Below are 22,826 nucleotides of genomic sequence, written 5' to 3' on the forward strand. Positions count from 1 at the left end.
CGATTAGGGATAAGCCGTGAATAAAGTGTTCACATCTCCCCGATCCCAAACGGAAAATTTAACGGATAAAAAAACATTTTCTTGATAGCAAGTCATTGATTTGCGAATCGTATAATAAGTAAAAATACCATAAATGCGTTTTTTACGATTAAATCGAGAAAGTCGCCTTACTTTAATAAGGTTTACCCTAGATTTTCCTCCCCGATTTCGAAGGATATTTTAACTTGTCGTCAGACAAACCGATTCGACTTGGGCATTACCGGAAAGAAACTAAAGAATTTATGGGGTTGGTTGATGTTTTACAACGAATTCCTTGTTTTTGTAATCATTAAAAAATAAGCCATAAATAGGATGCGACACGCAGCGACTGCGTCTAACAGCAATGCGCACCTCTTGCCTAGCCACCAGCCGTGAGGCTCAGTTGACCTACTGCTAGGCCCGTAATGCAGCGAAGCGCGATGTTTGATGACCTCTATTTAAAGAAGAATGACGTCATCATGAAACGTATGTTAATCAATGCAACTCAATCAGAAGAGTTGCGTGTTGCCCTTGTTGATGGGCAACAACTGTATGATCTAGATATTGAAAGTCCAGGTCATGAGCAAAAAAAATCAAACATTTACAAAGGTAAAATTACCCGCGTAGAACCGTCTTTAGAAGCCGCTTTCGTCGACTACGGTGCTGATCGTCACGGCTTTTTGCCACTGAAAGAAATCGCCAGAGAGTATTTCCCGAAAGGATATTCGTTCCAAGGTCGCCCAAATATCAAAGAAGTTGTCAGTGAAGGACAAGAAGTTATTGTGCAAATTGACAAAGAAGAACGCGGCAATAAAGGCGCAGCCTTAACGACCTTCATCAGCCTAGCAGGCTCTTACTTAGTATTAATGCCAAACAACCCACGTGCAGGCGGAATTTCTCGTCGTATCGAAGGTGATGAGCGTACTGAGTTAAAAGAAGCGATGGCCGATTTGGAAGTGCCAGCGGGCATGGGGCTTATCGTACGTACTGCCGGTGTGGGTAAAGAATCTGCCGAGTTAAAGTGGGACTTAAAAGTTCTGCAGCACCACTGGGCAGCAATCACCGAAGCTTCACAGGTTAAAGGCGCTCCTTTCTTAATTCACCAAGAAAGTAACGTGATCGTGCGCGCTATTCGTGACTACTTACGTCGTGATGTGGGCGAGATCCTCATCGACCATCCACGTATTTTCGAAGAAGCTAAGCAACATATCGCCTTAGTTCGCCCAGATTTCGTTGAGCGCGTAAAACTTTACGAAGCTGAAGTGCCGTTATTCACTCACTTCCAAATCGAATCACAAATCGAATCAGCCTTCCAACGTGAAGTGCGTCTGCCATCTGGCGGTTCGATTGTTATCGACCCAACTGAAGCTTTAACCTCAATCGATATCAACTCTGCCCGTGCCACTAAAGGCGGTGATATTGAAGAGACAGCTCTGAACACTAACCTTGAAGCCGCCGATGAAATTGCGCGTCAATTACGTTTGCGTGACTTAGGTGGCTTAGTGGTTATCGACTTTATCGATATGACGCCTGTGCGCCATCAGCGTGAAGTTGAAAACCGCTTACGTGATGCTGTGCACCATGATCGCGCTCGCGTGCAGTTAGGTCGCATTTCGCGTTTTGGTTTGATGGAAATGTCGCGTCAGCGTCTGCGTCCTTCTTTAGAAGAATCTGCTGCGCACATCTGCCCTCGCTGTCATGGCCAAGGCACTATTCGCAGTACTGAATCTTTAGCACTGTCGATTTTACGTTTGATGGAAGAAGAAGCCATCAAAGAGAACACCTCACAAATCGAAGCGATTGTGCCTGTGGATGTGGCGGCTTTCTTGTTGAACGAGAAACGCAAAGCCATTCGCATTACAGAACAACGTCACGATGTCGAAGTGTATGTGATACCTGATGCGCACATGATGACGCCAGATTACCGCGTGATCCGTCACCGTAGTGATGATGAAATCAGTGAGTCTAGCTATAAGCGTATCGAGCAGCCTGATGCCAAATTGTATGAGCCACGTAAACTGGAACGTACCGCAGCGCCTATTCCTGCATTAAAAGGTTTTGCCGCGCCACAGAAAGTAGAACAAGCGCCATCACCAACGGTGAAAGTTGAAGCGCCACAACCTGGCTTCTTCAGCAAGCTAGTGAGTGCGGTCAGCGCCATGTTTGCGCCAAGCGAAAAAGCAGAACCCGTAAAAGTTGTTGAAACTAAAACAGCCGATACCAGTGCCGCTAACGCCAACCGCCGTAACCGTCGCAACGATACTCGCCGCCCACGTAATGCCCAAGATGCTGATAAAGCAAAAGAAGGCACTCGTGAGCCACGCAGCCGTAATCCGAAAAAACCAGCTGATGCAGCGGTAAGCACAAGCACTCAAGAACGCCCAGTTCGCGAGAAGGAAGAAGCTGTTAAGCGTCCAGCGAAAGCGGAACCTAAGCCACGTGTACAAGCGCCAAAAGACGTGGTTGCCGACGTTGAAGCCGATGCACCTAAGCAAGAAGTCGCCCGTGAACGCCGTCAACGTCGTAACATGCGCCGTAAGGTGCGTATCGATAATGGCCATAACACGCCAGATAATGCGATCCCAATTGCACCAGAAGATGCTGCTGAAGTATTAGCTGAAATTGCAGCCATTAACGCCGCAGCTGCGAGCACTATCAGTGTTGACACTAGAGCTGAAGTAGCCCAAGCACCTGCAGAAACTAAAGCACCAAGAACGCGTCGTCAGCCTCGTAAAGAAGCGGCACCTGCTCAAGAAGCGGCAGAAAATGTTGCGGTAGAAGAGAAAGCGGTGAGCTCTGCAGTAACTGAAACCCCAGCGGTTGATGCTGTTAAGACTGAAGAACAGGCTGAAGTTGTTACAGCTGAAGTTGCAGCACCAGCGGATGCGGTATCGCAAGATAACGACGCGGGCGATGCTGAAAGCGAAACTGCTGATGATCAAGCAAAACGCGAGCAAAGAGATGGCCAACGTCGTAGCCGTCGCAGCCCACGTCACCTTCGTGCAGCCGGTCAACGTCGTCGTCGTGACGAAGATGACCAAGGTACATCAACGCCAGCGCAATTCGTTCCTAACGACGAATTAGGTGCTGACCAAGAGTATCCAAGCGAAGTCGCCAGTGTGCGTGTAGAAGCGCCAGTCGTCGCAACTAAAACAGATGCAGTGGCTACGGCTAAATCCGTTGAAGTAGAAACGGCACAAGCAAGCGAAGCACCTGTTGTTGAAGCTCCTGCTGTCGTTAAAGCTGAAGCGAAAGTTGAAACGCCAGCAAATGACGTTGCAACAGTCGAAACTCAGCAAGTTGAAGCTAAGCCAGTTGAGACTAAAGCTACTGAAGCGAAAGCGCCAAAAGCGGTTGAAGTGAAAGTTGAAGTGGCGCCAGTCGTTGAGGCTCCAGTCGCTAACGTTGCAGCTGAAGTCGAAGCGGTTAAAGCTCCTGTAGTTGAAAGCCCAGCGGTTACACCAGCTGCGCCAAAAGTTGAAGCGGCTAAAGTTGAAGCGCCTAAGACTGAAACTGCTGTAGAGCCAAGCGTTGCACCGGGTGTTGAAGTTAAAGAAGCGGTTAAAGCAACAGCCTCTGCCCCAATGGCAAAACCTGCTGCTATCGCTAAGCCTCAAGCAACAGTGCAAGCAGCCCCTACTACAGTTAATCCGCAAATCACGGATTCGGTTACTGATGCGGTTGTAGTCAACAAGCCGAAAGCTGCCAGCCGTTTTGGCTCTATGGTATCTTCGGATATGACCAAACCAGTTGTTGAAGTGAGAGAGCAAGTGGCTGTGCCTAAAGGACGCGAGTATGAAAATACTGCGACCGAAGAGCCTACCGCCAAAATTAAACTCGCTAACGGTGCAGAGTCGGATATGGCTCGTCCATAACCACTTAGGTTAGTCAGAAAAAGCCATGCAATTGCATGGCTTTTTTATTTCTATCGTAAAACTCACACTATATTTAAGGTTTAGCTCAATCCATTTTTTTGTTAGTATTCGCGCCTTATTTTTATCCACACAACAACTTAATAACAGAGGTTCAATGTTTGATCTCATTCGCCACAAAACGTCTAGCCATAAAGCCGATGTGCTTTCAGGGCTAACAGTTGCACTTGCGCTTATCCCAGAAGCGGTCGCATTTGCCTTTGTCGCCCATGTAGAGCCTATGGTTGGACTTTATGCCGCCTTTATAATGGGACTTATCACTGCACTGATTGGTGGCCGTCCAGGGATGATTTCGGGCGCGACAGGCGCGATGGCCGTAGTCATGGTGTCTTTGGTCGTTGAGCACGGTGTCCAATATTTATTTGCTGCCGTAGTCTTAGCGGGACTCATCCAGATCTCAGCCGGGGTATGTAAACTCGGTAAATTTATTCGGATTGTGCCCTATCCCGTCATGATTGGCTTTGTGAATGGTCTGGCGATTGTGATTTTCCTTGCACAACTTGGTCAGTTTAAGGTCAAGGATGCCAGCGGAAACTTAGTCTGGCTGCCACAAGAACCATTAATGCTGATGTTAGGCTTAGTGGCACTGACGATGGCTATCATTTATTTTTTGCCTAAGATCACCACTGCAGTGCCTTCATCACTAGTCGCAATCCTCACTGTAACGGCAATTGTCGTCGGACTCGATCTTGATACTCGTAATGTCCTCGACTTCCTCAAAACCATGAGTGGTAACGACAATGCGACGATAGCGGGTTCATTACCTAGCTTTGCGATTCCCTCTGTGCCTTTTAATCTTGAAACCTTATATATCATCCTGCCCTACTCCTGCATCTTAGCTGCAGTAGGCCTTATCGAATCACTGCTGACATTAACTGTGATAGATGAGATGACCAATACCCGTGGTCGCAGCAACAAAGAATGCGTCGGCCAAGGTCTTGGGAACATCACCAGCGGCTTCTTCGGCGCTATGGGTGGTTGTGCCATGATAGGTCAATCGATGATTAACATTAACTCGGGTGGACGCGGCCGATTATCAGGAATTACAGCAGCAGTCGCACTGCTTGCCTTTATCTTATTTGGCGCTTCATTTATTGAGATAATCCCACTTGCGGCGCTAGTTGGGGTGATGTTTATCGTTGTGCTCGGCACCTTTGAATGGGCAAGCTTTAAGTTTATGGGCAAGGTCCCGAAGCATGATGCCTTCGTTATCGTGCTAGTGACGACGGTAACCGTATTTACCGATTTGGCATTTGCGGTATTTGTCGGCGTGATCGTTTCTGCCTTAGTCTTTGCCTGGGAACATGCCAAGCATATTAATGTGACTGAAGAGCAGAATGAGCAAGGCTGGAAAGTCTATAAACTCAATGGCCCATTGTTTTTCGGCTCAATTGCGAACTTCCTCGAGCTATTTGACCCATCAAAAGATCCACAAGATGTGGTTATCGACTTTAAGAACTCTCGGGTTGCCGATCATTCCGCATTGGAAGCAATAGACACGCTCGCTGAACGTTATGTTAATGCGGGCAAGAAGTTGCACTTGATCCACTTAAGCGCTGACTGTAAAGCACTGCTGCATAAAGCGGGAAATCTTGTCGAAGTGAATCAACTCGATGATCCTCACTATAAAGTGGCCGATGATAAGCTGGATTCGTAAGCAATGTTTCATTAGCAATGTGTGAGCTTCCATAAGAAATACAAAAAGCCTGAATAGTAATATTCAGGCTTTTTTATCGACTCAACGCCAATCATTGAATGGCAAAAAGCTGAGTCATATCAATCTATAATCCATCCCACTCGGTTTAGTAATTATTATCTGAATTCTGGTTTAGCCATAGCGAGATTTGTAGTTAGGCATGTTACCAATGAACACAGTGCTGTATAAACAGACTCCAAAGCGTTAATAGTGCCCTGCTGCTTCTGGTCCTCCAGATTCATACAACAAAAAAGTAATGGGATGCACGCGCTGTCGGCCTAGAGAGTTAAGTTACGCGATGGCTAAATACTGTGTTGAGAGCTAAGAAGCTTTAATATCACTGAAGCAAAAACATGGTGGATGAATCGAGGAAGCTTTATTGAAGATTAACTCTCTGAAAATGAGGTGTTTTGGAGATGAAGAGGAAATCTGGAAGCGGGAGCTAACAGTTAAATTAATACGGTAGGCTAAGAAAACGGTTGAGCAACTTAAGCTCATGCATCTAGCAACTGTATATTTTACTTTCTTACTTTCTTAGAAGACTACCCACTCTAGAAGAGCATCTAACTTAGAAGAATATTTTAAATTTCACACAAATAAAAAGAGCCATGGAATAAACCATAGCCCTTTAATCCATTGCTATCAGCTCTAGGCTAACAGCACCGAAAATTAACCAACGATAGTTACGTTTTCAGCTTGTGGACCTTTTTGACCTTGAGTCACAGTGAAAGACACTTTTTGGCCTTCATCAAGAGTTTTGAAACCGTCAGAGTTGATCGCACGGAAATGTACGAATACGTCTGGACCAGATTCTTGCTCAATGAATCCGAAACCTTTGTCAGAGTTGAACCACTTAACAACACCAGTAACTTGAGACATAATATAAATCCTGTAAATAAAAAATTAAAGCCTTAACGGCGGTGGAGCTGGAAAATGCCGGTATTACTTATGTTTACAGGACGAACTGGTCGTATTGAACACATAAATATAAGCCCAACCTTCAAGCTGATAAGACTATAAACCATTCTAAAGATAAGTCAACACGCTGCGACACTTTGGATTATTTATTTTGCCTAAATCTACTTTGCGGTTTTGCAACCGGCTAGCTGAACACTCAGTTCATGCTGCTTAGCAAGTACAGTTAAACATTTTAAATAATTTATTTCAATAGCTTAATCTTATCGCTTATCTTGAAATGCGATGCACTTCAATTTGGAAATCCAATTCACAACTCAGTCCTTGCAGAGCAAATGCTTGCTTTTGAGCATCGGTAAACTTCCAAGCGTAAGGCGTCATTTCTAAAAAATGAGCAATATGTTCACTTTTTGTCAGTTCAAGTTGAGAAATTAAGCGTTCCTGATGCAGGCACTCAAATCCGGGAATATGCGCGGCTGATACGGGATGTAATCTAGGCTCGGCATAAATCTGTTGCTTCAAGGCGAAGTGATGTGAAGGTCCGGGAGAGACTGTTATCAAGATACCACCATCGGCCATAATGCGTTGTAACTCTTCAACTTTGGAAGGTGCATAAATGCGAATGGCAAGATCGACACTTTGAGAGGCGATGGGCATCTCATAGGCACTTGCCACACAAAATGCTAAATTGGGGTAGCGTTTAGCCGCATATTTAATTGCTGACTTAGAAATATCTATGCCTTGTAAATCACAATCATGGTGCTGGCTCAACACATTGAATAAACGCTGGCTGTAGTACCCTTCCCCACAGCCTATATCGAGGATCTGCTTTGCTTCAGCACCAAATTCGAGCGCGAGTGCATTCACTCTATCACTCAAATCTTGATAGTAGCCTTCGTTTAGAAATTCACGCCGAGCAAACATCATCTGCTTGTTATCGCCAGGATCTTTTGAGTTTTTCTTCTGTACGGGCAATAAGTTGACATAGCCCTCTTTGGCCATATCAAACTTATGTTGCTGTGGACAACCCCAAGTTCGATCCGTTAACGTCAGCGGCGCGGAACACAGGGGACATAAATAATGCATAGTGGACTCTTATCGTTTAACTAAATTTTGGCAAGAAAAGTTTACGTTTCGTCTTCCATCAATCGATCAACCATCTGGATCAGTTCAGGTGGTGCAAGCAACTCATAACACTCTAATTTTCTTAATAACTTATCTGTGTTATCAACATCATTAGCGGCGCGGTTGTAATTGGGGCGCTCAAACATATGGGTATAGGTTCTAAATAACCATTGTTGTTTCTGAAGCAACAAGGGATCGAGCCTTAATACCTCATCGGTAAGGCTAGCGTGACATTGGCCAAGCTCCCCGCGTAAAAATGCTTGTAATTCTAACCTAACTTGCTCGATTTCGGTCATGTAAATGGCAAGGGATTCTGACGATGCGGCATAGTCGTATTGTCTTGCTAACAGCGCTTTGGCGACCATCAGCGCTTTAGGCTCATGTAAGACACGTAAATCGGCTTCTAAAGGCACTAACTCAAACTTTGAATCTGCTTGTAAGGCAAACGTTAAGCAATTCTCTGCGCCTAAACGATTAGTCATATCTAAGGTAAAAGATACACCCTGTCTCAATTCTGCTGCGCAAAATTTTGCTGCAGTGCCCATTCGCGTATAAAGCCTAAAACCTTGCCCAAGACTTCGAGTGATCGGTGTATTAAAGGCCTGTGCACTTTGCGGTAACGATTCAACCTTAAGACCCATAAACGGTTGAAAGCGGATAGCAATATTTTGCGGGGTTCCAGCTTCAGCAATAACGACGACCTCTAGCAAAGGCGCACTGATCGCCTGTAACACAATAAAATCACTGATATCGTCGGGTAACCGCAACGTGAGTATCGACGCCTTTTCAGCATCAAGCACCATAGGCTCATTTAGAAATTGATGATACATAAGACATAATTCCCCTGTTCAGCCGCGATTGTACCGTCGAATCTTAATGAAGATCACCTATTAAGCCGTTATATTTTCAAGATAATGGCTTAATCATCTTAGTGGTGTAAATGTTCATTCGGGGAATTTCGGTGTTAAGATGTTATTATTCGACAAACTGTCATTTGAATTTAATTTATGTCTAATCATTCTCAGCCAAGCATATTTTGGCACGACTACGAAACCTTTGGGGCTAACCCGGCGAAAGACAGACCCTCGCAATTTGCCGGTATTCGCACGGATTTAGATCTCAATATTATCGGCGAGCCTGAGACATTTTATTGCAAGCAAGCCCCTGATTATTTGCCGTCACCAGAAGCGATATTGATCACAGGGATCACTCCGCAGTTAGCCAATTTAAAAGGCATCCCTGAAACTGAGTTTATGGGGCGTATTCAAGCACTGTTTAGCCAGCCAAACACCTGTGTCGCGGGCTACAACTCACTGCGTTTTGATGATGAAGTGACCCGTTATGGCTTTTATAGAAACTTTATCGATCCCTATGCCCGTGAATGGCAAAATGGCAACTCTCGTTGGGATATCATTGATTTAGTACGCGCGTGTTACGCATTTAGACCCGAAGGGATCAATTGGCCAACCAAGGAAGATGGATCTCCTAGTTTTAAGCTAGAACATTTGACCCAAGCGAATGGTTTAAGCCATGAGAAAGCCCATGATGCCATGTCTGATGTGTATGCAACCATCGCTATGGCAAAACTCATTCGCGAGAAACAGCCTAAGTTATATCAGTACTATTTTGACCTGCGCCGTAAACAAGCGGTGAGCGATCAAATCGATGTGCTCAATATGCAGCCGTTAGTACACGTGAGCTCTAAGATCAGTGCTCGCAATGGCTGTACGACGTTGATTTCCCCCGTGGCGCACCATCCAACCAATAAAAATGCAGTTATTTGCGTTAATTTAGCCATGGATTTAACGCCACTCTTTGAGCTAGATATCGAGCAAATTAAAACGCGTATGTATACGCCAAGAGCCGATCTTGCCGAAGACGAATTACCGATCGCGGTAAAACAAATTCATTTAAATAAGTGCCCTTTTATCACTTCGGCTAAAATCCTCAGCGATGAACATGCCGCTCGTTTAGGCATAGATAAAGAATTTGCCAGAGAGCAATATAAACGCCTTAAACTTCACCCAGAACTACGTGAAAAACTGGCGCTCTTATTTGAGCACGATGACAGCAGAGCGACCACAGATCCCGATTTGATGCTGTATTCTGGTGGTTTCTTTAGCCAAGCTGATAAAGCGAAAATGGAAATCATCCGTCATACCCTACCGCAAAATCTAGCGGCGCTAGACTTGCAGTTTGATGATCCACGTATCCCTGAAATGCTGTTTCGTTACCGCGCCCGTAATTATCCTGAACTACTCGATTACGAAGAGTCACAGCGCTGGCGTGAATTCTGTCAAAGTCGCTTAGCCGATCAAGACTACGTACTTAAATTAGAAAATCTGCTGCAAGATACGCAAGCGGATGAGACTAAGCAGAAGTTACTGGCTGTCCTTTGTCATTATTTGCGTGAACTTTAAGTTTAATCAATTCAAGCTTAAGTCTTTTATTTAATAGTCTTAAGCTTGTTTATATTCGTGAATAGACTCACTCTATTAGGCGCATAACTTAAATTGTTTACTATCGAACACACACATTTGCAGCGTATAAACGCGAGCTAACTCGCATTTATGCTGTAACAAAATTACTAGAATGTTCTTCCATGAACTTAACAAATAAGGAATCGGGAAATGCAAGATAGATTCATTCGTAGCATAACCCAACTGCCAACGCCGTTAGCCGATGCTCTCATTCCGATGTTGCACCAGAATTTTGCTGGACACTTAGATGCGCAGCAACTTGCCACACTCACAAGTGCAAGCAAGATGACCGAAGCAGAAGTGTTACTGGCACTCCTGCCGATAGCCGCTGCACTGGCGAAACCGCCTATCAGTGAGTTTTATGTCGGTGCGATTGCCAAAGGCAAAAGTGGCGATATCTACATGGGTGCCAACTTAGAATTACCCGGTGAAGCGCTGTTTCATTCTGTGCATGCAGAACAAAGCGCTATCAGCCATGCATGGCTCAGCGGTGAAAGCCAAATTGTTGATATCATAGTCAATGCCAGCCCTTGCGGCCATTGCCGTCAATTTATGAATGAGCTGGTTGAAGGAAGTAAGATCAGCATTCATCTACCCGCACAGGAAAGCCATCCACTGGCGTATTATTTACCCTATGCCTTTGGTCCTAAAGACTTAAATGTCACTTCGCCTTTAATGGCAAAGCAACAAACTGAATTTGCACTGGATAGTGCCGATCCTATGATCATCGAAGGTTTAGATCATGCCGGTTTAAGCTACGCGCCTTACACTCAGAGTTTTGCTGCCGTGGTTTTAGAAACACGCGATGGCGCAACCTATTGTGGTCGCTATGCAGAGAACGCGGCATTCAATCCTTCTATGCTGCCGATGCAGATGGCTTTGTCGAATCTCGTTCGCCATAATCGCGAGTTTAGCGATATCAGCCGTGCGGTGTTGATTGAATCATCTCAAGGAAAAATCAGTTTAGTCGGCGCGACTATGGATGCACTCCATACCGTTGCCGCCATCGAACTTGAGCACATAGTCATCGATCCGGTGTAACGTCTGCTTCAAATGCCAAGAGTGCTTCAAAATGCTAACGGCGAAAGACGTTAATGCGTATTTCGCCGTTGGATTATTCGATTAATACTTCAACATCAAGTTATAAAGCGCTAATGCTGATGGCTAAAACGTCGAATACGCCAAAGTAGCAGTCCTAAGCTTTAATGCCCAATCCTCAAACGTGACGCCTAGTGTTCAAACCTAACTGCCAGTGCTCATACGTACCCTTCTAGTACTTAAACGTAACGCTGAGTATTCAAACGAGAAAGCTAACTCAGCATAGATGGTTAACCTCAGCACAATTATGCAAGGCTACTCACTATCCAGAGTTCTATTTACGCCGCTTCTTTTGGCCTGAGACTCAGCTTTACGCTGCGCCATTCTGGCAAAACAAGCTTGCCGCTCCACATCTGACATAGCGCGCCAGGCTAAAATCTCATCGAGATGCCTAAAGCAACCTAAGCAAATATCTTGCTGATCTAAACAACAATTGCGGATACAGGGATTGGCATTAGGATCATTCTGACCAGACGGCATATTCATTGCCACAGGGTTCAGTGAAGTGGAATCGGCGACCACCGGGGAAACTAAAGATCTCTGCCGTAATCGCGCCGCCAGCGGCCACGACAGCCGTCAGAGTCAATTCTAAGTTCTGGCTGTAGATCACAATCAGCGGGCAGCCTTTTGCGAGGGTAAAATCCACCTCGGCTTGATAGAAGCCACCTGTGATCCCGACATCCATAAAGCAGCTGTATTCAGGACCATAATCGACATAGGTCCAGCCAAACACTTGGCTAAAAAAGGCCTTAGTACTCGCAATATCGCGGCTCGGGATTTCCAAATAATTGATGCTGTGTTGAAGGTTCATAGACTTCCTTGCTATTTAATAAGGGGACAATATGATGGGCACAAAATGTATGAATAAAAAATGGGAGCCAAAGCTCCCATTCCATCCGCGGCTTTAACTCAGGTTAACCTTGGATTAGGGCTGCGACAAGTCCAATCAGACCGCCAAACACGCCGCCCCAGATCACTAACCAACCTAAATGCGTTTGGATCATGTCCTGAACGATTTGTTTCACCATTTGCGGTGTCAACTCGTTTAACCTTTGTTCCACTATATTGGCAATTTTAGTTTGCAGATCGGCCATCACATTTGGCTGTTCGATTTCTTGTTTCAACAGCTCGTGGAATGCATCACTTTGCGCCATTTCAACTAAAGAGGCTTTCATCTTCACAATAAACGGCTCTTTTAGCGGTAATAACGCATCCGTACCGCCGAACATAGACAACATGCCGCCAAAGGAAGATTGCGCGACTGTGCTAATTAAGGCATCGAAAGAAGGCGCTAAATCGACCTTTTCAATCACGGGCGCCAAATCCATTTTACTGATGCCTTCTTTTTCCGATAGGAATCGTTCGATATTTTCTGTGGTAAAAAACTGCTTCATCATCAGATGAGCAATGCCCGCCTTAAACTCTTCGAAACGAGAAGGCACGACTCCCGAGCCATAGAGTCCGGGAACTTTCTCAAACAACATATAAACCGCAACCCAGTTGGTAATCGCACCCGATAAGGCAAACAATCCGACATTCAGGACAATTGCCGAATGCATCAGGTAACCCACAACCACCAAAGCAGCCGCCAATAAATTTGTTACTAAACTCTTATTCAATCTCGTATCCCCTAAGGTGGCATCGATAAGATGCAAAACTGGCCTATATTAACAAGTTAACGGGAGTCAGGTCTAACACTCAAACCACAGTAAACGAACCCATTTCCAAATCTGTTTTCAGTGCTAAGTCTTGGCGCGACAAGCTGCATCCAGCTCATAGCTAAAGCCGCAACGTCACAGAGCCGCTAACGGCCGATAGTTCTATGCAAAATAAGTGAATCCCCTTGTAGAACATTAAGTTAATTTAATGCTCACCAAGCTCAAAAATGCAGAAATTTTAATTTACTGCCTGTGAATTATCAACTGGCCTCAACTACACTCAATTTGGGTTAGAAACCCGAAATAGGGTTTCTAACATACAAACTCAGAATTCAGGGCTTAAACACAAGTCTTGAATAAAGGCCTTCAACACAAGCCTTAAATACGGGCCTTAAACACAGCCACTGAACATCGGCTCAAATACAAAAGTTAACCACAATAAATTAGGGATGCGCTTATGGAATCGGCTTTTAATACTGCAGGGGCGTTAAGTTGGCATGAACTCACAACCAATAATACCGAAGAGGCCATGCGCTTCTATGCTGAGATTTTTGGCTGGCACTTTAAAACCGTCAAAATGCCCCACGGTCACTATCACATTATTGAAAACGAGGGGATCAGCATTGGCGGAATTACCGACAGTTTAATCCCCACCCTTCCCTCACATTGGACTGGCTATATTACCGTTAACGATGTGGATCAAGTGGCTATCAGTGCCAAAAAACTCGGCGGTGACATTCTGTTTGGCCCTGAAGACATTCCAGAGGTGGGCCGTTTTTGTTGGATAAAAGACCCACAGGGCGCCATTATTGCGGCCATTAGCTATTTAAAACGCTGATGTAAAAACTAACCTAAACATGATGAGGAGTGACTACTCAAGGATACGCCACAGGTTGATACAGATGTAGCTATCAATGTAGGAGATTGGTTGTCATTCAGCAACGACTGGGTTCAGAATAGGTCGTCGTCGGGTAATGCCAAGATTTCATTGATAAAATATAAATAAGATCTGGAAACATTAGCGTTAATCGCTAGAATGTTCGCACTTATGGCAGTTTTCCCCTGTCTTATGCATTGGAGCCTTGATATTAATGCTGACCCAGCTATCGCAATTCAAACACACTTTTTTTGCTCTCCCAAGGTACCTGCGTGTGCTTGTTTACCTCACCGCCGTCTACCTTAGCTATGTCTGCACATTAGGCTTAATCCTGCCCTATGCAATAACCACGCTGGCACCCGAAAAACTCTCTGCTTTACTCGGCCGTCCCGTCACCCTCGGGGATATCCGCATCAATCCCTTTAATTTCAAAGTCGAAATCGACCAACTGGCCATTAAAGAAAAAGACGAAAAACCGTTTGCAGGCTTAGCGCAAGTCCAATTCGAAGTGAACTTTTGGCAATCTGTTTTTAATCGCGCCGCCGTTATCGAAAACATACACATACAAGCGCCCTACGCACACATCATCCGCGTGGAGAAAAAAGGCAAAGCTGGATTCAACTTCGACGATATTCTGCAGACCTTGAACGAGCATTCCTCCGCGAGCACAGAAACAACAGCCACAGAAGCCAGCGCCCCCGTTCGTGTCCTGCTCAGCCAATTTGTATTAGATGCAGGGCAATTTAACTTCGATGACAAAATTACCCATGCTCAAGTTAATTATCCCAATATCAATTTAAAACTCAGTCAGCTCGATACTGAATATTTGATGTCGGCATTGTCGGCCTCAGTAGCACCAGCCACAAAAGCAAATAAGACTGAAGCCAACCCGACACCAAACGCCCAATCAGCCTCTGACACTGGCTCTGGTTCCCAAGTTATGCCAATCCAGCACAATCACTATGCGATACAACTCAGTGATGATCATGCTGGTGAAATCAGTTTGCAGGGGCAATTCCAACTGTTCCCATTAAAAGTTGCGGGTGACGTCCACATCGCTAAACTGAAACTGACACCAATGTGGCGATTTATCGACGATCAATTTAAGCCAGCACTTACCGATGGCGAGATCACTGCCAAGACTCAGTATCAAGTGGATTTTGCCGAGAATGGCGAGTTACAAGTCACCAGCAACAATGGCCAGCTTATTGTTGAAAAACTGAACTTTAACGACCAAGAACGCTCAGTGGTTAAGCTGCCAATCTTTGCCCTCGACGGTATTTCGATGGATCTAAAGCAGCAGCAAGTGCACATCAATAAGCTTCACAGTGATGGCCTCACTGTAAACGCCATTTTGAATCAAGACGGGATCGATCTCGCTAGTTTGTTCATGCCTAAATCCGCCAGTGCGTCTACAAGTGCTGCGCCGCCAGTTGCTAATTCCATCGATGCTAAGCCGATAGATGCTAAGTCGATAGAAACTAAGCCGGCAGATGCTAAGTCACTAGAGGCCAAAAATGTTGAGAGCGTACAAGTCGCGCAAGTGGAAGAAAAGCCTCAAATAACCGAGACGGCAACTAATGCAAGCGAGACCGCAGACAAACCAACTGAAAGCGAATTAGCCACGGCCAGCGAGAACAATAAAACGGAGCAAAATACTGAGGCCGCTGCAAACATCACAGCTGATGCCACTAATGAAGCCACTGCAGAAGTCGCTTTTGAGGCAGATCCACAACAGCCAATCAAGCAAACACCAGTAACGAAGTCAACAGACACTTGGTTCGTACAACTCGATGCGCTCAATATTGAAAACTACGATCTTAATCTGTCGGAGCAAAAGTTAACTGAAACACCGCAGCAATGGCGTGTGTATCCACTTAACTTTTCAACAAAAACTATCACCAGCACCTTGGCCGAGCCGATTGATTATGCGCTACAACTCAGCATTAATGACAAAGGTACTTTAAGCTCTCAAGGCCAGGTCGATGTGCCAGGCGAAGCCATAGATGCCGATATTCAACTCGATAAGCTCGCGTTAATCCAATTCCAACCGTATCTCGCGCCCTACGTGAATATCCAGCTCAAGAGTGGTTTATTAAGCTCTGCAGGCAAGCTCACGGCTGATGCCAAGGGCAAAGCCATTTACGGCGGCAGTGTTGAGCTCGATGATTTAGCCATTCATGACAAATTGCGTAATGCCCCGCTGGTCAAATGGCAAAAGATGAATATCAATCAGCTGGATTTTGACCAACAAAAAAATCAAATCAAAATCGATCACTTAGCCTTTAGCCAACCCTACGCCAAAGTGGTGATCGCTAAAGATAGAAGCACTAATATCAGCGACCTTATCGTCGAAGCGCCTATTGCTGCTGCGACGACAAATAGTACGACTACGAACAGCACGCCCCCTGCTAAGCAAATGGCGAGCAAGTCAGCAACGCCTGAGCTGAGCCTCGATATTCAAAAAATTAGCTTTAGCCAAGGCTCGGCTTACTTTGCCGATAACTCACTAACCCCTAATTTTGCTTCGGGAATTGAGCTGCTTGAAGGCAATATCACTCACCTGTCATCCACGCCAGGCACTAAAGCCTCGGTCGATATCAAAGGTAAGATTGACAAGTACGCGCCTGTAACCCTAAAAGGCGATATTAACCCTTTGTTAGACATGCCATATTTAGATCTCGATTTGGTCTTCAAAAGTGTTGAGCTAACCTCAGTCAATCCTTACTCAGGCACCTATGCGGGTTACTACATAGATAAGGGACAGTTATCACTGTCGCTGAACTACAAACTCGATCAGAACAAACTCAAGGGCAATAACCATCTAGTCATAGATCAACTGAAACTCGGTAAACCCAGTAATAGTGACCTTGCCACTAGCTTACCTATCACGCTCGCCATTGCGCTGCTACAGGACCGTAACGGCGTGATTGATTTAGGCATGGAAGTCTCAGGCGATTTAGACTCACCCAGCTTTAGTGTCGGCAGCATCATAATGACGGCGATTACCAATGTGATCACTAAAGCCGTCACTGCGCCCTTCACTTTCTTAGCGGGGCTGATAGGTTCAGACGAAAGCTTAGACAAAATCAGCTTTGCCGCCGGTCAATTCAGCCTAAGTGAAGATGAGCAGAAAAGTTTAGACAAACTCGCTAGCGCCTTACTCGACAGACCTATGCTCAAGCTCAGCGTTGAAGGTGAAGTCGATGCCATCAATGACAGCCAAGCCATTGCTGAGCGCATCATGAAGCGTAAATTGGCTAAGTTAGCCAATATCGAGTTCAGTGCGTTACCTGATGATTTAAGTCCAAGCCAATTCCCGACCCAAGGGCCGCTCGCCGATGCGCTAGTGAAACTCTACGAGCAGGAAGTTAAAGCCGATCCGGTCCAAATAAAAGACACAGTAATCGCAGAGGCCAAAGACGCGCAGCTTTCCGATGACGAAATCACCACCCGCTGGCATATCGCTTTATATAATCTGTCGGTAAAAGCGCAGAATGTTAATGATGGTATGTTGGGTAATTTGGCCCAAGAAAGAGCCAAAGCAGTTAAAGCTTACCTTGTGGACGTGAAAGAGATTGCCCCAGAGCGGATCTTCTTGCTCGAAAGCCGAGTGAGTTTAACCCAGAATGTGGCACAAGTGAGCCTCACCATAGATGTGCAATAGAGGCGCAATAGCCCCGCAATAACACAAGCAGCTGCTATCTTTGCGATAAAAGAAGCCCGCTAAAGCTCAGCTTTAACGGGCTTCTTTCTTATGGTGAAGAGCATGCCTAAATGTATAGCTAAGCGCATATCTAATTGTTACCGCTAAGCGAAAACGCTGTCCTTGTCGCCAAAGAATCTTCTACCTGTTAATCCACACTAAAATGTTGGCCGCGCTTTGTGCCATAGGTTACACTCTGCGGCCTTTATGCAACTGGGATCGCACGCACGAATCGCTAAATCCCAGTTTCGTCGCACATTTGCGACGGCGCCATTGACACACGAATCACTTTTCAACACACATTATTATTGAGGTCACTGACATGTTTATCATTCGCTGGATTTTAGGCAGGATCATTCTGTTTTTAAACTTCGTATTTAGCCCTAAAAAGCGCCAACGTCCACTGGCAGAGCAACAACAGATTGATACTCAAACTCAAGCATTGGCCCTGTATCAATATCCAGCTTGCCCATTTTGCGTAAAAGTCCGCCGTGCAATGCGCCGTCAGGGACTCAACATAGTGACCCACGACGCTAAAAAAGCGCCACACAAAGATGAGCTCGTCGCCCAAGGTGGCAAACAGCAAGTGCCTTGTCTGCGTATTGAAGAAAACGGCCAAGTACAGTGGTTGTATGAATCTAAAGAAATCATTAACTACTTAGACCAACGCTTCGCCTAAATCGCGGTGCAACTGTCTGTGTAAATATCCAAATAAGTGCGCCCAGTAACCTTTCCAATGAACTGTTTAATCGACTTTTCAATGGACTTCCCAATGAACTTTACAATGGGTTTTCCGTTGAAATACCAAGGTTTCGGGCGCAGTTCTTTTATTGCGTTGTTTAATCACATCTACTTACGCCACAAATATTCACGGTCAGAATAATCAAATAACCACTGGGGCTGATACACCACCAATAGCGTTACCGCCATACCATTAAGCAATGCCTCGGGGAACGCCAGCAAAGGGATTAGCATCAAGTAGTCATCCACTAACACATTCCAATCGTAATCCGCTGCAGACCACAACCACATCGCCCAACTCAATTGATGAAACACAGTTGAAAGGCCCGCATTGATAAAACCACCGACGAAGATAAACACAAAAATGTGTTTAGGAAATAAATGGTAACTACGACTGTATAAAATAAAACACAGGAACAGCGGCACAACCATGGCGAACAGACTAAAAGCCCCAAAATCAGCGGGCTGTTTTAGTACAAAAAGACTAAAAAAAGCGCTCGGCAACAGTAATGCCACGGTCGCAAGACGCCAACCGAACATCAGCATACAGGTCACTATCCCCAGAAAATGCAGATGCAACCCAGTTTGAATACTGGCATTTAACGACCACAGCGCATTGACGCCCACCAGCGTCAGTAACAAGCGTAGCTGCAGGTTTTTATCCCGTCGGATCTGCGCTAACTCTTCTTTTGGCCATATCGCATAGAGCCATAACGCCAAGAGCATAAGGCATATGCCTTGAGTCAGGCTCATATCCCATTCGATTTGCGCCCATTTATTCGACCAAAACGCCAACATTAATCGCCCATCCTTAATCCATTGCGCCAATAGAGTCACACTCAGTCCATCAAGATGCCATAAATCCATGAACTTTAGGGTCATATTAAGGTATTCTGCTGTCAGTTAATAACCTAAGAGTTAAATTTGATTATGCCGCTTCGATACCTCAGCCTTGCCATCTTAAGTTGTTTCTCACTTATCGCCTGCAGCAGTGCCCCCATCGATCCTAGCGAACTTGCCGGAAAATTACGGGATAAGTTAACCACAGACATTAAAGCCGATGGCCTTAAACTCTTCAGCTACACAGCGCGGCTGGTCGATGATAAATCTAACATGGGTGATGCAGACCGCCCTTTCCCGCACGATGCTCGCGTGCGTAGCATGCAAGATCCCCGTGAACAACGTCGCGCGATGCAAGATCTACAGAACTCACTAGAAGTTTGGGGACGACAAGTAGAATTAGGCTTAACGAAAACCCTTGAAATGACAGGTTATTGCCGCGAAGGTTATATCGAATTGAGTCGGATTATCGAACCCGGGCGAGGCGAAATTCGTGGTGAATGCCAAGAAGGCGCGACCAATGCCGATAAACAGAAATTTGTGAACTATTAGCGAAGGTTTGAGTAGCTTAAATTTGCATGGCTAAGGGCTGAGCATCGAAAAGACGCAAGATTAGATAAGCACTGTTAATCGGCTAAAAATAGCGAAAACAATAATAAGAAAAGCTTAAAAAGGTAATTATGCGCGTATTGGACAATACGCGCATTCACATCAGACTAAACTGATTCAGTCAGCGGCACAGCACGATTTTCTAATAACACAGGGATACCTTCAGTGATCGGATAGGCCAGCTTATCTGCCTTACAAATCAACTGCTGCGTCGTTTTATCGTACTCAAGTTTTCCCTTACACACAGGGCAAGCCACTATATCTAACAATTTTTTATCGAATGCCATGGAAGTTTCCTTGTTTAGCTGCAGCCACCTCGCGAAGACGTGCGAGCAGCTGCTCATCAAATTGTGGGGATAGCTTGGCATTGACCGCCAAATACCACCAGTTCTCTTGTGCAAAATCGCGACATTTAACCGCATCTTTTTCTGTCATCAACAGCGGCAAGTCTTGGGCTAAATCACGTAATTGGGTTTTATCGTAGGCCTGATGGTCATCAAAACCCTGGCATAGCGCCAGTTGATAACCTTGGGCGCGCAGCGATTCAAAAAAACGCGCAGGGTTACCAATACCCGCCATTGCAACCAACGGCTGAGATTTATCGAAACTGTATTGACCTGAGGTCGAATCGCATTTAACGGGCTTCACTTCCGTAGGTGCCAGTTGCATTTCGAACTGCCCTTTTGCTGCTGGGCCGCCATTACTGACGATAAAATCCACGGCATCGAGACGCCACGCGCCTTCACGCAGCGGACCTGCCGGCAACAGCAAGCCATTGCCTAAACCGCGTTGACCATCAATCACCACCAGCTCAATATCGCGTCCCAGCGCATAGTGCTGCAGCCCATCGTCGCAGATGATGACATCGACACCAAACTCAGCAATAAGTGCATTGGCGGCATCGACGCGTTTAGCGCCAACCACCATAGGCACTTGAGTGCGCGCCACTATCATGGCCGGTTCATCACCGACCTCTGCTGCACTCGCACCTAAGTTAACCGTTTTAACGCCTTGAATATCAACGCCGTAACCACGACTGATCACACCGGGTGTAAACCCATGCTGGCGCAATAATTCAATCAGATAAATCACGGTTGGCGTCTTACCGCTGCCACCGACGGTAATATTACCGACAACGATGACAGGCACAGGCATTGCCGTTTGTGATTTGATCCCGAGGCGAAACAAGGCGCGGCGCACATAAGTGATAACCGCGAATAGCCAAGATAAAGGTAACAAGAGCCATCGCAGTGGATGACCCTGATACCAAATTTTATTCACTAAGGTCTGCATCTAGCTACCGAATTGCATTTGGTACAATTTGGCGTACATGCCATTTAATTCCAATAGTGATTGGTGCGTACCGCGCTCGACGATACGTCCCTGATCCACTACTAAAATTTGATCGGCACTCTCGATAGTCGACAACCTGTGGGCGATCACTACTGAGGTACGGTTTTGTCTGAGGTTGTCTAACCCTTTTTGAATCGCTTTTTCTGACTCAGTATCCAGTGCAGAAGTCGCTTCATCGAGGATCAAGACAGGCGCATCACGCAACATGGCGCGCGCAATCGCAATCCGCTGTCTTTGACCACCGGACAATAACACGCCATTTTCACCCACTTGGGTATCAAGGCCTTGGGGCAGCTGATCAATAAACTCCATCGCATAGGCCAAGGTCGCCGCTTCAATAATCTGCTCACGCGTCGCTTCACCGGGATAGGCGTAGGCGATGTTGTTAGCAATCGTATCGTTGAATAAGGTCACCTGCTGCGATACAAGAGCCACTTGATTACGCAGCGATTTTAGCGAGTAATCGTAAATGCTGACATCATCAAGCAGAATATCGCCGGATTCGAGCCCCGTATAAAAACGGGTCACTAGACTGGCGATAGTCGACTTGCCTGAACCAGAACGGCCGACTAGTGCTAAGGTTTGCCCTGGTTTAACTTCAAAATCAACATCTTCCAGCGCTCGGCGGTCTTGGCTGTCATAGGTAAAACAGACCTTATCGAAACGTAAATGACCCTTAGCGCGCTCGACGGTATAAGTGCCGGTGTCGGATTCTGGCAGCGTATCCAGTAATTCAAACACTGTGGTACAAGCTGCAATACCCCGTTGGAATTCAGCGTTCACTCGGGTTAAGTTTTTGATGGGTTGCAACATGGCCATCATAGCGCCAAGAATTGTCGCGAAGGTACCGGCGGTGAGATCGGCTTTCATGCTGTCTAAACTTGCCGCATAGAGCACAAAGGCCAAGGCGAATGAGCCGATAATCATGATCAACGGCTGGCTAATAGCTTGCGCCACAGCTAACTTCATATTTTGATGGCGATTTTGATCGTTCACTTTAGCAAAACGGGTGGCTTCAGTTTCTTGTCCACCAAAGGCCAATACGTTTTTATGGCCCTTAATCATTTGCTCAGTCGTGGCACTCACGCCGCCCATGGCGGTTTGAATTTGCTTAGAAACCTTACGGAAACGACGGCTGACCACAGCAATGACCATGCCCATAATAGGCCCGATCACTAAGATACACAGGGATAACTTCCAAGAGTTATAGAACATCAGCGCAAGCATACCAAACACAGTCACACTGTCGCGGACGATAGAAATCAAAGCACTTCCCGATGCTCGAGCGATTTGCTCAGTATCGAAGGTGACTTTTGAAATCAAGTTACCGGTATTTTCCTTGTCCATGTAACTGACAGGCAGACTCAGATAATGCTCAAACACTTGCTGACGCATGTCCATGATCAAACGCGCACTCATGTATGAGATGCCGTAGGTCGAAACAAAGTTGGCAAAACCACGCAGGGAAAACATGACGATAACCACAAGCGGCGCCATCATCAGCACGTCGTTGTTCGCGTGGAAACCTTCACTGGTTGGCAATGCTATGCCGTTGGTGACCGCAGCGGGTGCGCCGCCGGAAAAACCCTTATCGATAAAGGGGCCGATGAAAGCGATAAAGGCGGCATCGACGAGACCATAAATAATTAATCCCGCAACTGAAAGCATAAACATGCCTTTCATCTGTTTTATATAGCCCAGTAATCGTTTGAAAACTGTCCACATTTCGTCTTTAGGAGATGTTGTCATTGATAACACTAAATTATGGCAAAGTAGGC

At 45.8% G+C, this 22,826-nt stretch carries 18 protein-coding genes; 8 read left to right on the forward strand and 10 right to left on the reverse strand.

The window, feature by feature from the left end:
* Nucleotides 1-443: 443 nt before the first annotated feature.
* Together rne and KV201_RS15580 are read left to right on the forward strand one after the other, a co-directional pair.
* Nucleotides 444-3,893 (forward strand): ribonuclease E, encoded by a 3,450-nt coding sequence (gene rne / locus KV201_RS15575; RefSeq protein ID WP_226059861.1) that lies wholly within the window; start codon nucleotides 444-446, stop codon nucleotides 3,891-3,893.
* Nucleotides 3,894-4,047: 154 nt separating this feature from the next.
* Entirely contained in the window at nucleotides 4,048-5,607 is a 1,560-nt protein-coding gene (locus KV201_RS15580; protein WP_226059862.1) for a SulP family inorganic anion transporter, read from the forward strand.
* A gap of 708 nt (nucleotides 5,608-6,315) precedes the next feature.
* On the opposite strand, the gene KV201_RS15585 is transcribed toward KV201_RS15580, so the two are convergent.
* From KV201_RS15585 to KV201_RS15595, 3 genes are all read right to left on the reverse strand, one after another.
* Nucleotides 6,316-6,525: a cold-shock protein gene (locus KV201_RS15585; protein ID WP_006081219.1), complete on the reverse strand. Its 210-nt coding sequence runs from the start codon at nucleotides 6,523-6,525 to the stop codon at nucleotides 6,316-6,318.
* 306 nt (nucleotides 6,526-6,831) lie between these two features.
* On the reverse strand, nucleotides 6,832-7,647 hold the full coding sequence (rlmA, locus tag KV201_RS15590) for a 23S rRNA (guanine(745)-N(1))-methyltransferase (protein ID WP_226059863.1): 816 nt from the start codon (nucleotides 7,645-7,647) through the stop codon (nucleotides 6,832-6,834).
* A gap of 41 nt (nucleotides 7,648-7,688) precedes the next feature.
* The gene (locus tag KV201_RS15595) at nucleotides 7,689-8,516 is read right to left on the reverse strand and encodes a hypothetical protein (protein WP_226059864.1); all 828 of its coding nucleotides are present in this window, start codon (nucleotides 8,514-8,516) and stop codon (nucleotides 7,689-7,691) included.
* A 177-nt stretch (nucleotides 8,517-8,693) separates the two neighbouring features.
* On the opposite strand from KV201_RS15595, the gene sbcB reads away from it, so the two are divergent.
* Both sbcB and cdd read left to right on the forward strand, forming a co-directional pair.
* Nucleotides 8,694-10,106, forward strand: coding sequence for an exodeoxyribonuclease I (gene sbcB / locus KV201_RS15600; protein ID WP_226059865.1), 1,413 nt, complete (start codon nucleotides 8,694-8,696; stop codon nucleotides 10,104-10,106).
* A 210-nt stretch (nucleotides 10,107-10,316) separates the two neighbouring features.
* Nucleotides 10,317-11,207: a cytidine deaminase gene (gene cdd / locus KV201_RS15605; protein WP_006087443.1), complete on the forward strand. Its 891-nt coding sequence runs from the start codon at nucleotides 10,317-10,319 to the stop codon at nucleotides 11,205-11,207.
* Between the two features lie 312 nt (nucleotides 11,208-11,519).
* On the opposite strand, the gene KV201_RS15610 is transcribed toward cdd, so the two are convergent.
* From KV201_RS15610 to KV201_RS15620, 3 genes are all read right to left on the reverse strand, one after another.
* Nucleotides 11,520-11,750, reverse strand: coding sequence for a DUF1289 domain-containing protein (locus tag KV201_RS15610; RefSeq protein WP_011846519.1), 231 nt, complete (start codon nucleotides 11,748-11,750; stop codon nucleotides 11,520-11,522).
* Nucleotides 11,725-12,075, reverse strand: a complete 351-nt coding sequence (locus tag KV201_RS15615; RefSeq protein WP_226059866.1) for a VOC family protein — start codon at nucleotides 12,073-12,075, stop codon at nucleotides 11,725-11,727. Before KV201_RS15615 ends, KV201_RS15610 begins: the two co-directional genes overlap by 26 nt.
* Before the next feature lie 103 nt (nucleotides 12,076-12,178).
* Nucleotides 12,179-12,883, reverse strand: a complete 705-nt coding sequence (locus tag KV201_RS15620; protein WP_041408515.1) for a DUF445 domain-containing protein — start codon at nucleotides 12,881-12,883, stop codon at nucleotides 12,179-12,181.
* A 496-nt stretch (nucleotides 12,884-13,379) separates the two neighbouring features.
* Between KV201_RS15620 and KV201_RS15625 the strand changes: the two genes are divergently transcribed.
* The 3 genes from KV201_RS15625 to KV201_RS15635 all read left to right on the forward strand — a co-directional run bounded on the left by KV201_RS15625 (nucleotide 13,380) and on the right by KV201_RS15635 (nucleotide 18,184).
* Nucleotides 13,380-13,760, forward strand: a complete 381-nt coding sequence (locus KV201_RS15625; protein ID WP_006087440.1) for a VOC family protein — start codon at nucleotides 13,380-13,382, stop codon at nucleotides 13,758-13,760.
* Between the two features lie 253 nt (nucleotides 13,761-14,013).
* Nucleotides 14,014-17,466, forward strand: coding sequence for a DUF748 domain-containing protein (locus KV201_RS15630; protein WP_226059867.1), 3,453 nt, complete (start codon nucleotides 14,014-14,016; stop codon nucleotides 17,464-17,466).
* Nucleotides 17,467-17,827: 361 nt separating this feature from the next.
* Complete coding sequence (locus KV201_RS15635) at nucleotides 17,828-18,184, forward strand: glutathione S-transferase N-terminal domain-containing protein (RefSeq protein ID WP_006081203.1); 357 nt, start codon at nucleotides 17,828-17,830, stop codon at nucleotides 18,182-18,184.
* 170 nt (nucleotides 18,185-18,354) lie between these two features.
* Here KV201_RS15635 and KV201_RS15640 read toward each other — a convergent pair whose 3' ends face one another.
* On the reverse strand, nucleotides 18,355-19,044 hold the full coding sequence (locus KV201_RS15640; RefSeq protein ID WP_226059891.1) for an energy-coupling factor ABC transporter permease: 690 nt from the start codon (nucleotides 19,042-19,044) through the stop codon (nucleotides 18,355-18,357).
* A gap of 132 nt (nucleotides 19,045-19,176) precedes the next feature.
* Between KV201_RS15640 and KV201_RS15645 the strand changes: the two genes are divergently transcribed.
* Complete coding sequence (locus tag KV201_RS15645) at nucleotides 19,177-19,638, forward strand: hypothetical protein (protein ID WP_226059868.1); 462 nt, start codon at nucleotides 19,177-19,179, stop codon at nucleotides 19,636-19,638.
* Nucleotides 19,639-19,802: 164 nt separating this feature from the next.
* Here KV201_RS15645 and KV201_RS15650 read toward each other — a convergent pair whose 3' ends face one another.
* Genes KV201_RS15650 through msbA form a run of 3 tightly spaced genes read right to left on the reverse strand, consistent with a single transcriptional unit; the run spans nucleotide 19,803 to nucleotide 22,797 of the window.
* On the reverse strand, nucleotides 19,803-19,982 hold the full coding sequence (locus KV201_RS15650) for a Trm112 family protein (protein WP_006081200.1): 180 nt from the start codon (nucleotides 19,980-19,982) through the stop codon (nucleotides 19,803-19,805).
* Nucleotides 19,969-20,988 (reverse strand): tetraacyldisaccharide 4'-kinase, encoded by a 1,020-nt coding sequence (lpxK, locus tag KV201_RS15655; protein ID WP_226059869.1) that lies wholly within the window; start codon nucleotides 20,986-20,988, stop codon nucleotides 19,969-19,971. The genes KV201_RS15650 and lpxK overlap by 14 nt, the downstream gene beginning before the upstream one ends.
* Nucleotides 20,989-22,797, reverse strand: coding sequence for a lipid A export permease/ATP-binding protein MsbA (msbA, locus tag KV201_RS15660; RefSeq protein ID WP_006081198.1), 1,809 nt, complete (start codon nucleotides 22,795-22,797; stop codon nucleotides 20,989-20,991).
* Nucleotides 22,798-22,826 lie beyond the last annotated feature (29 nt).

Origin of the sequence: Shewanella sp. SR1, from assembly GCF_020447145.1 — a bacterium.
Lineage (GTDB): Bacteria > Pseudomonadota > Gammaproteobacteria > Enterobacterales > Shewanellaceae > Shewanella > Shewanella baltica.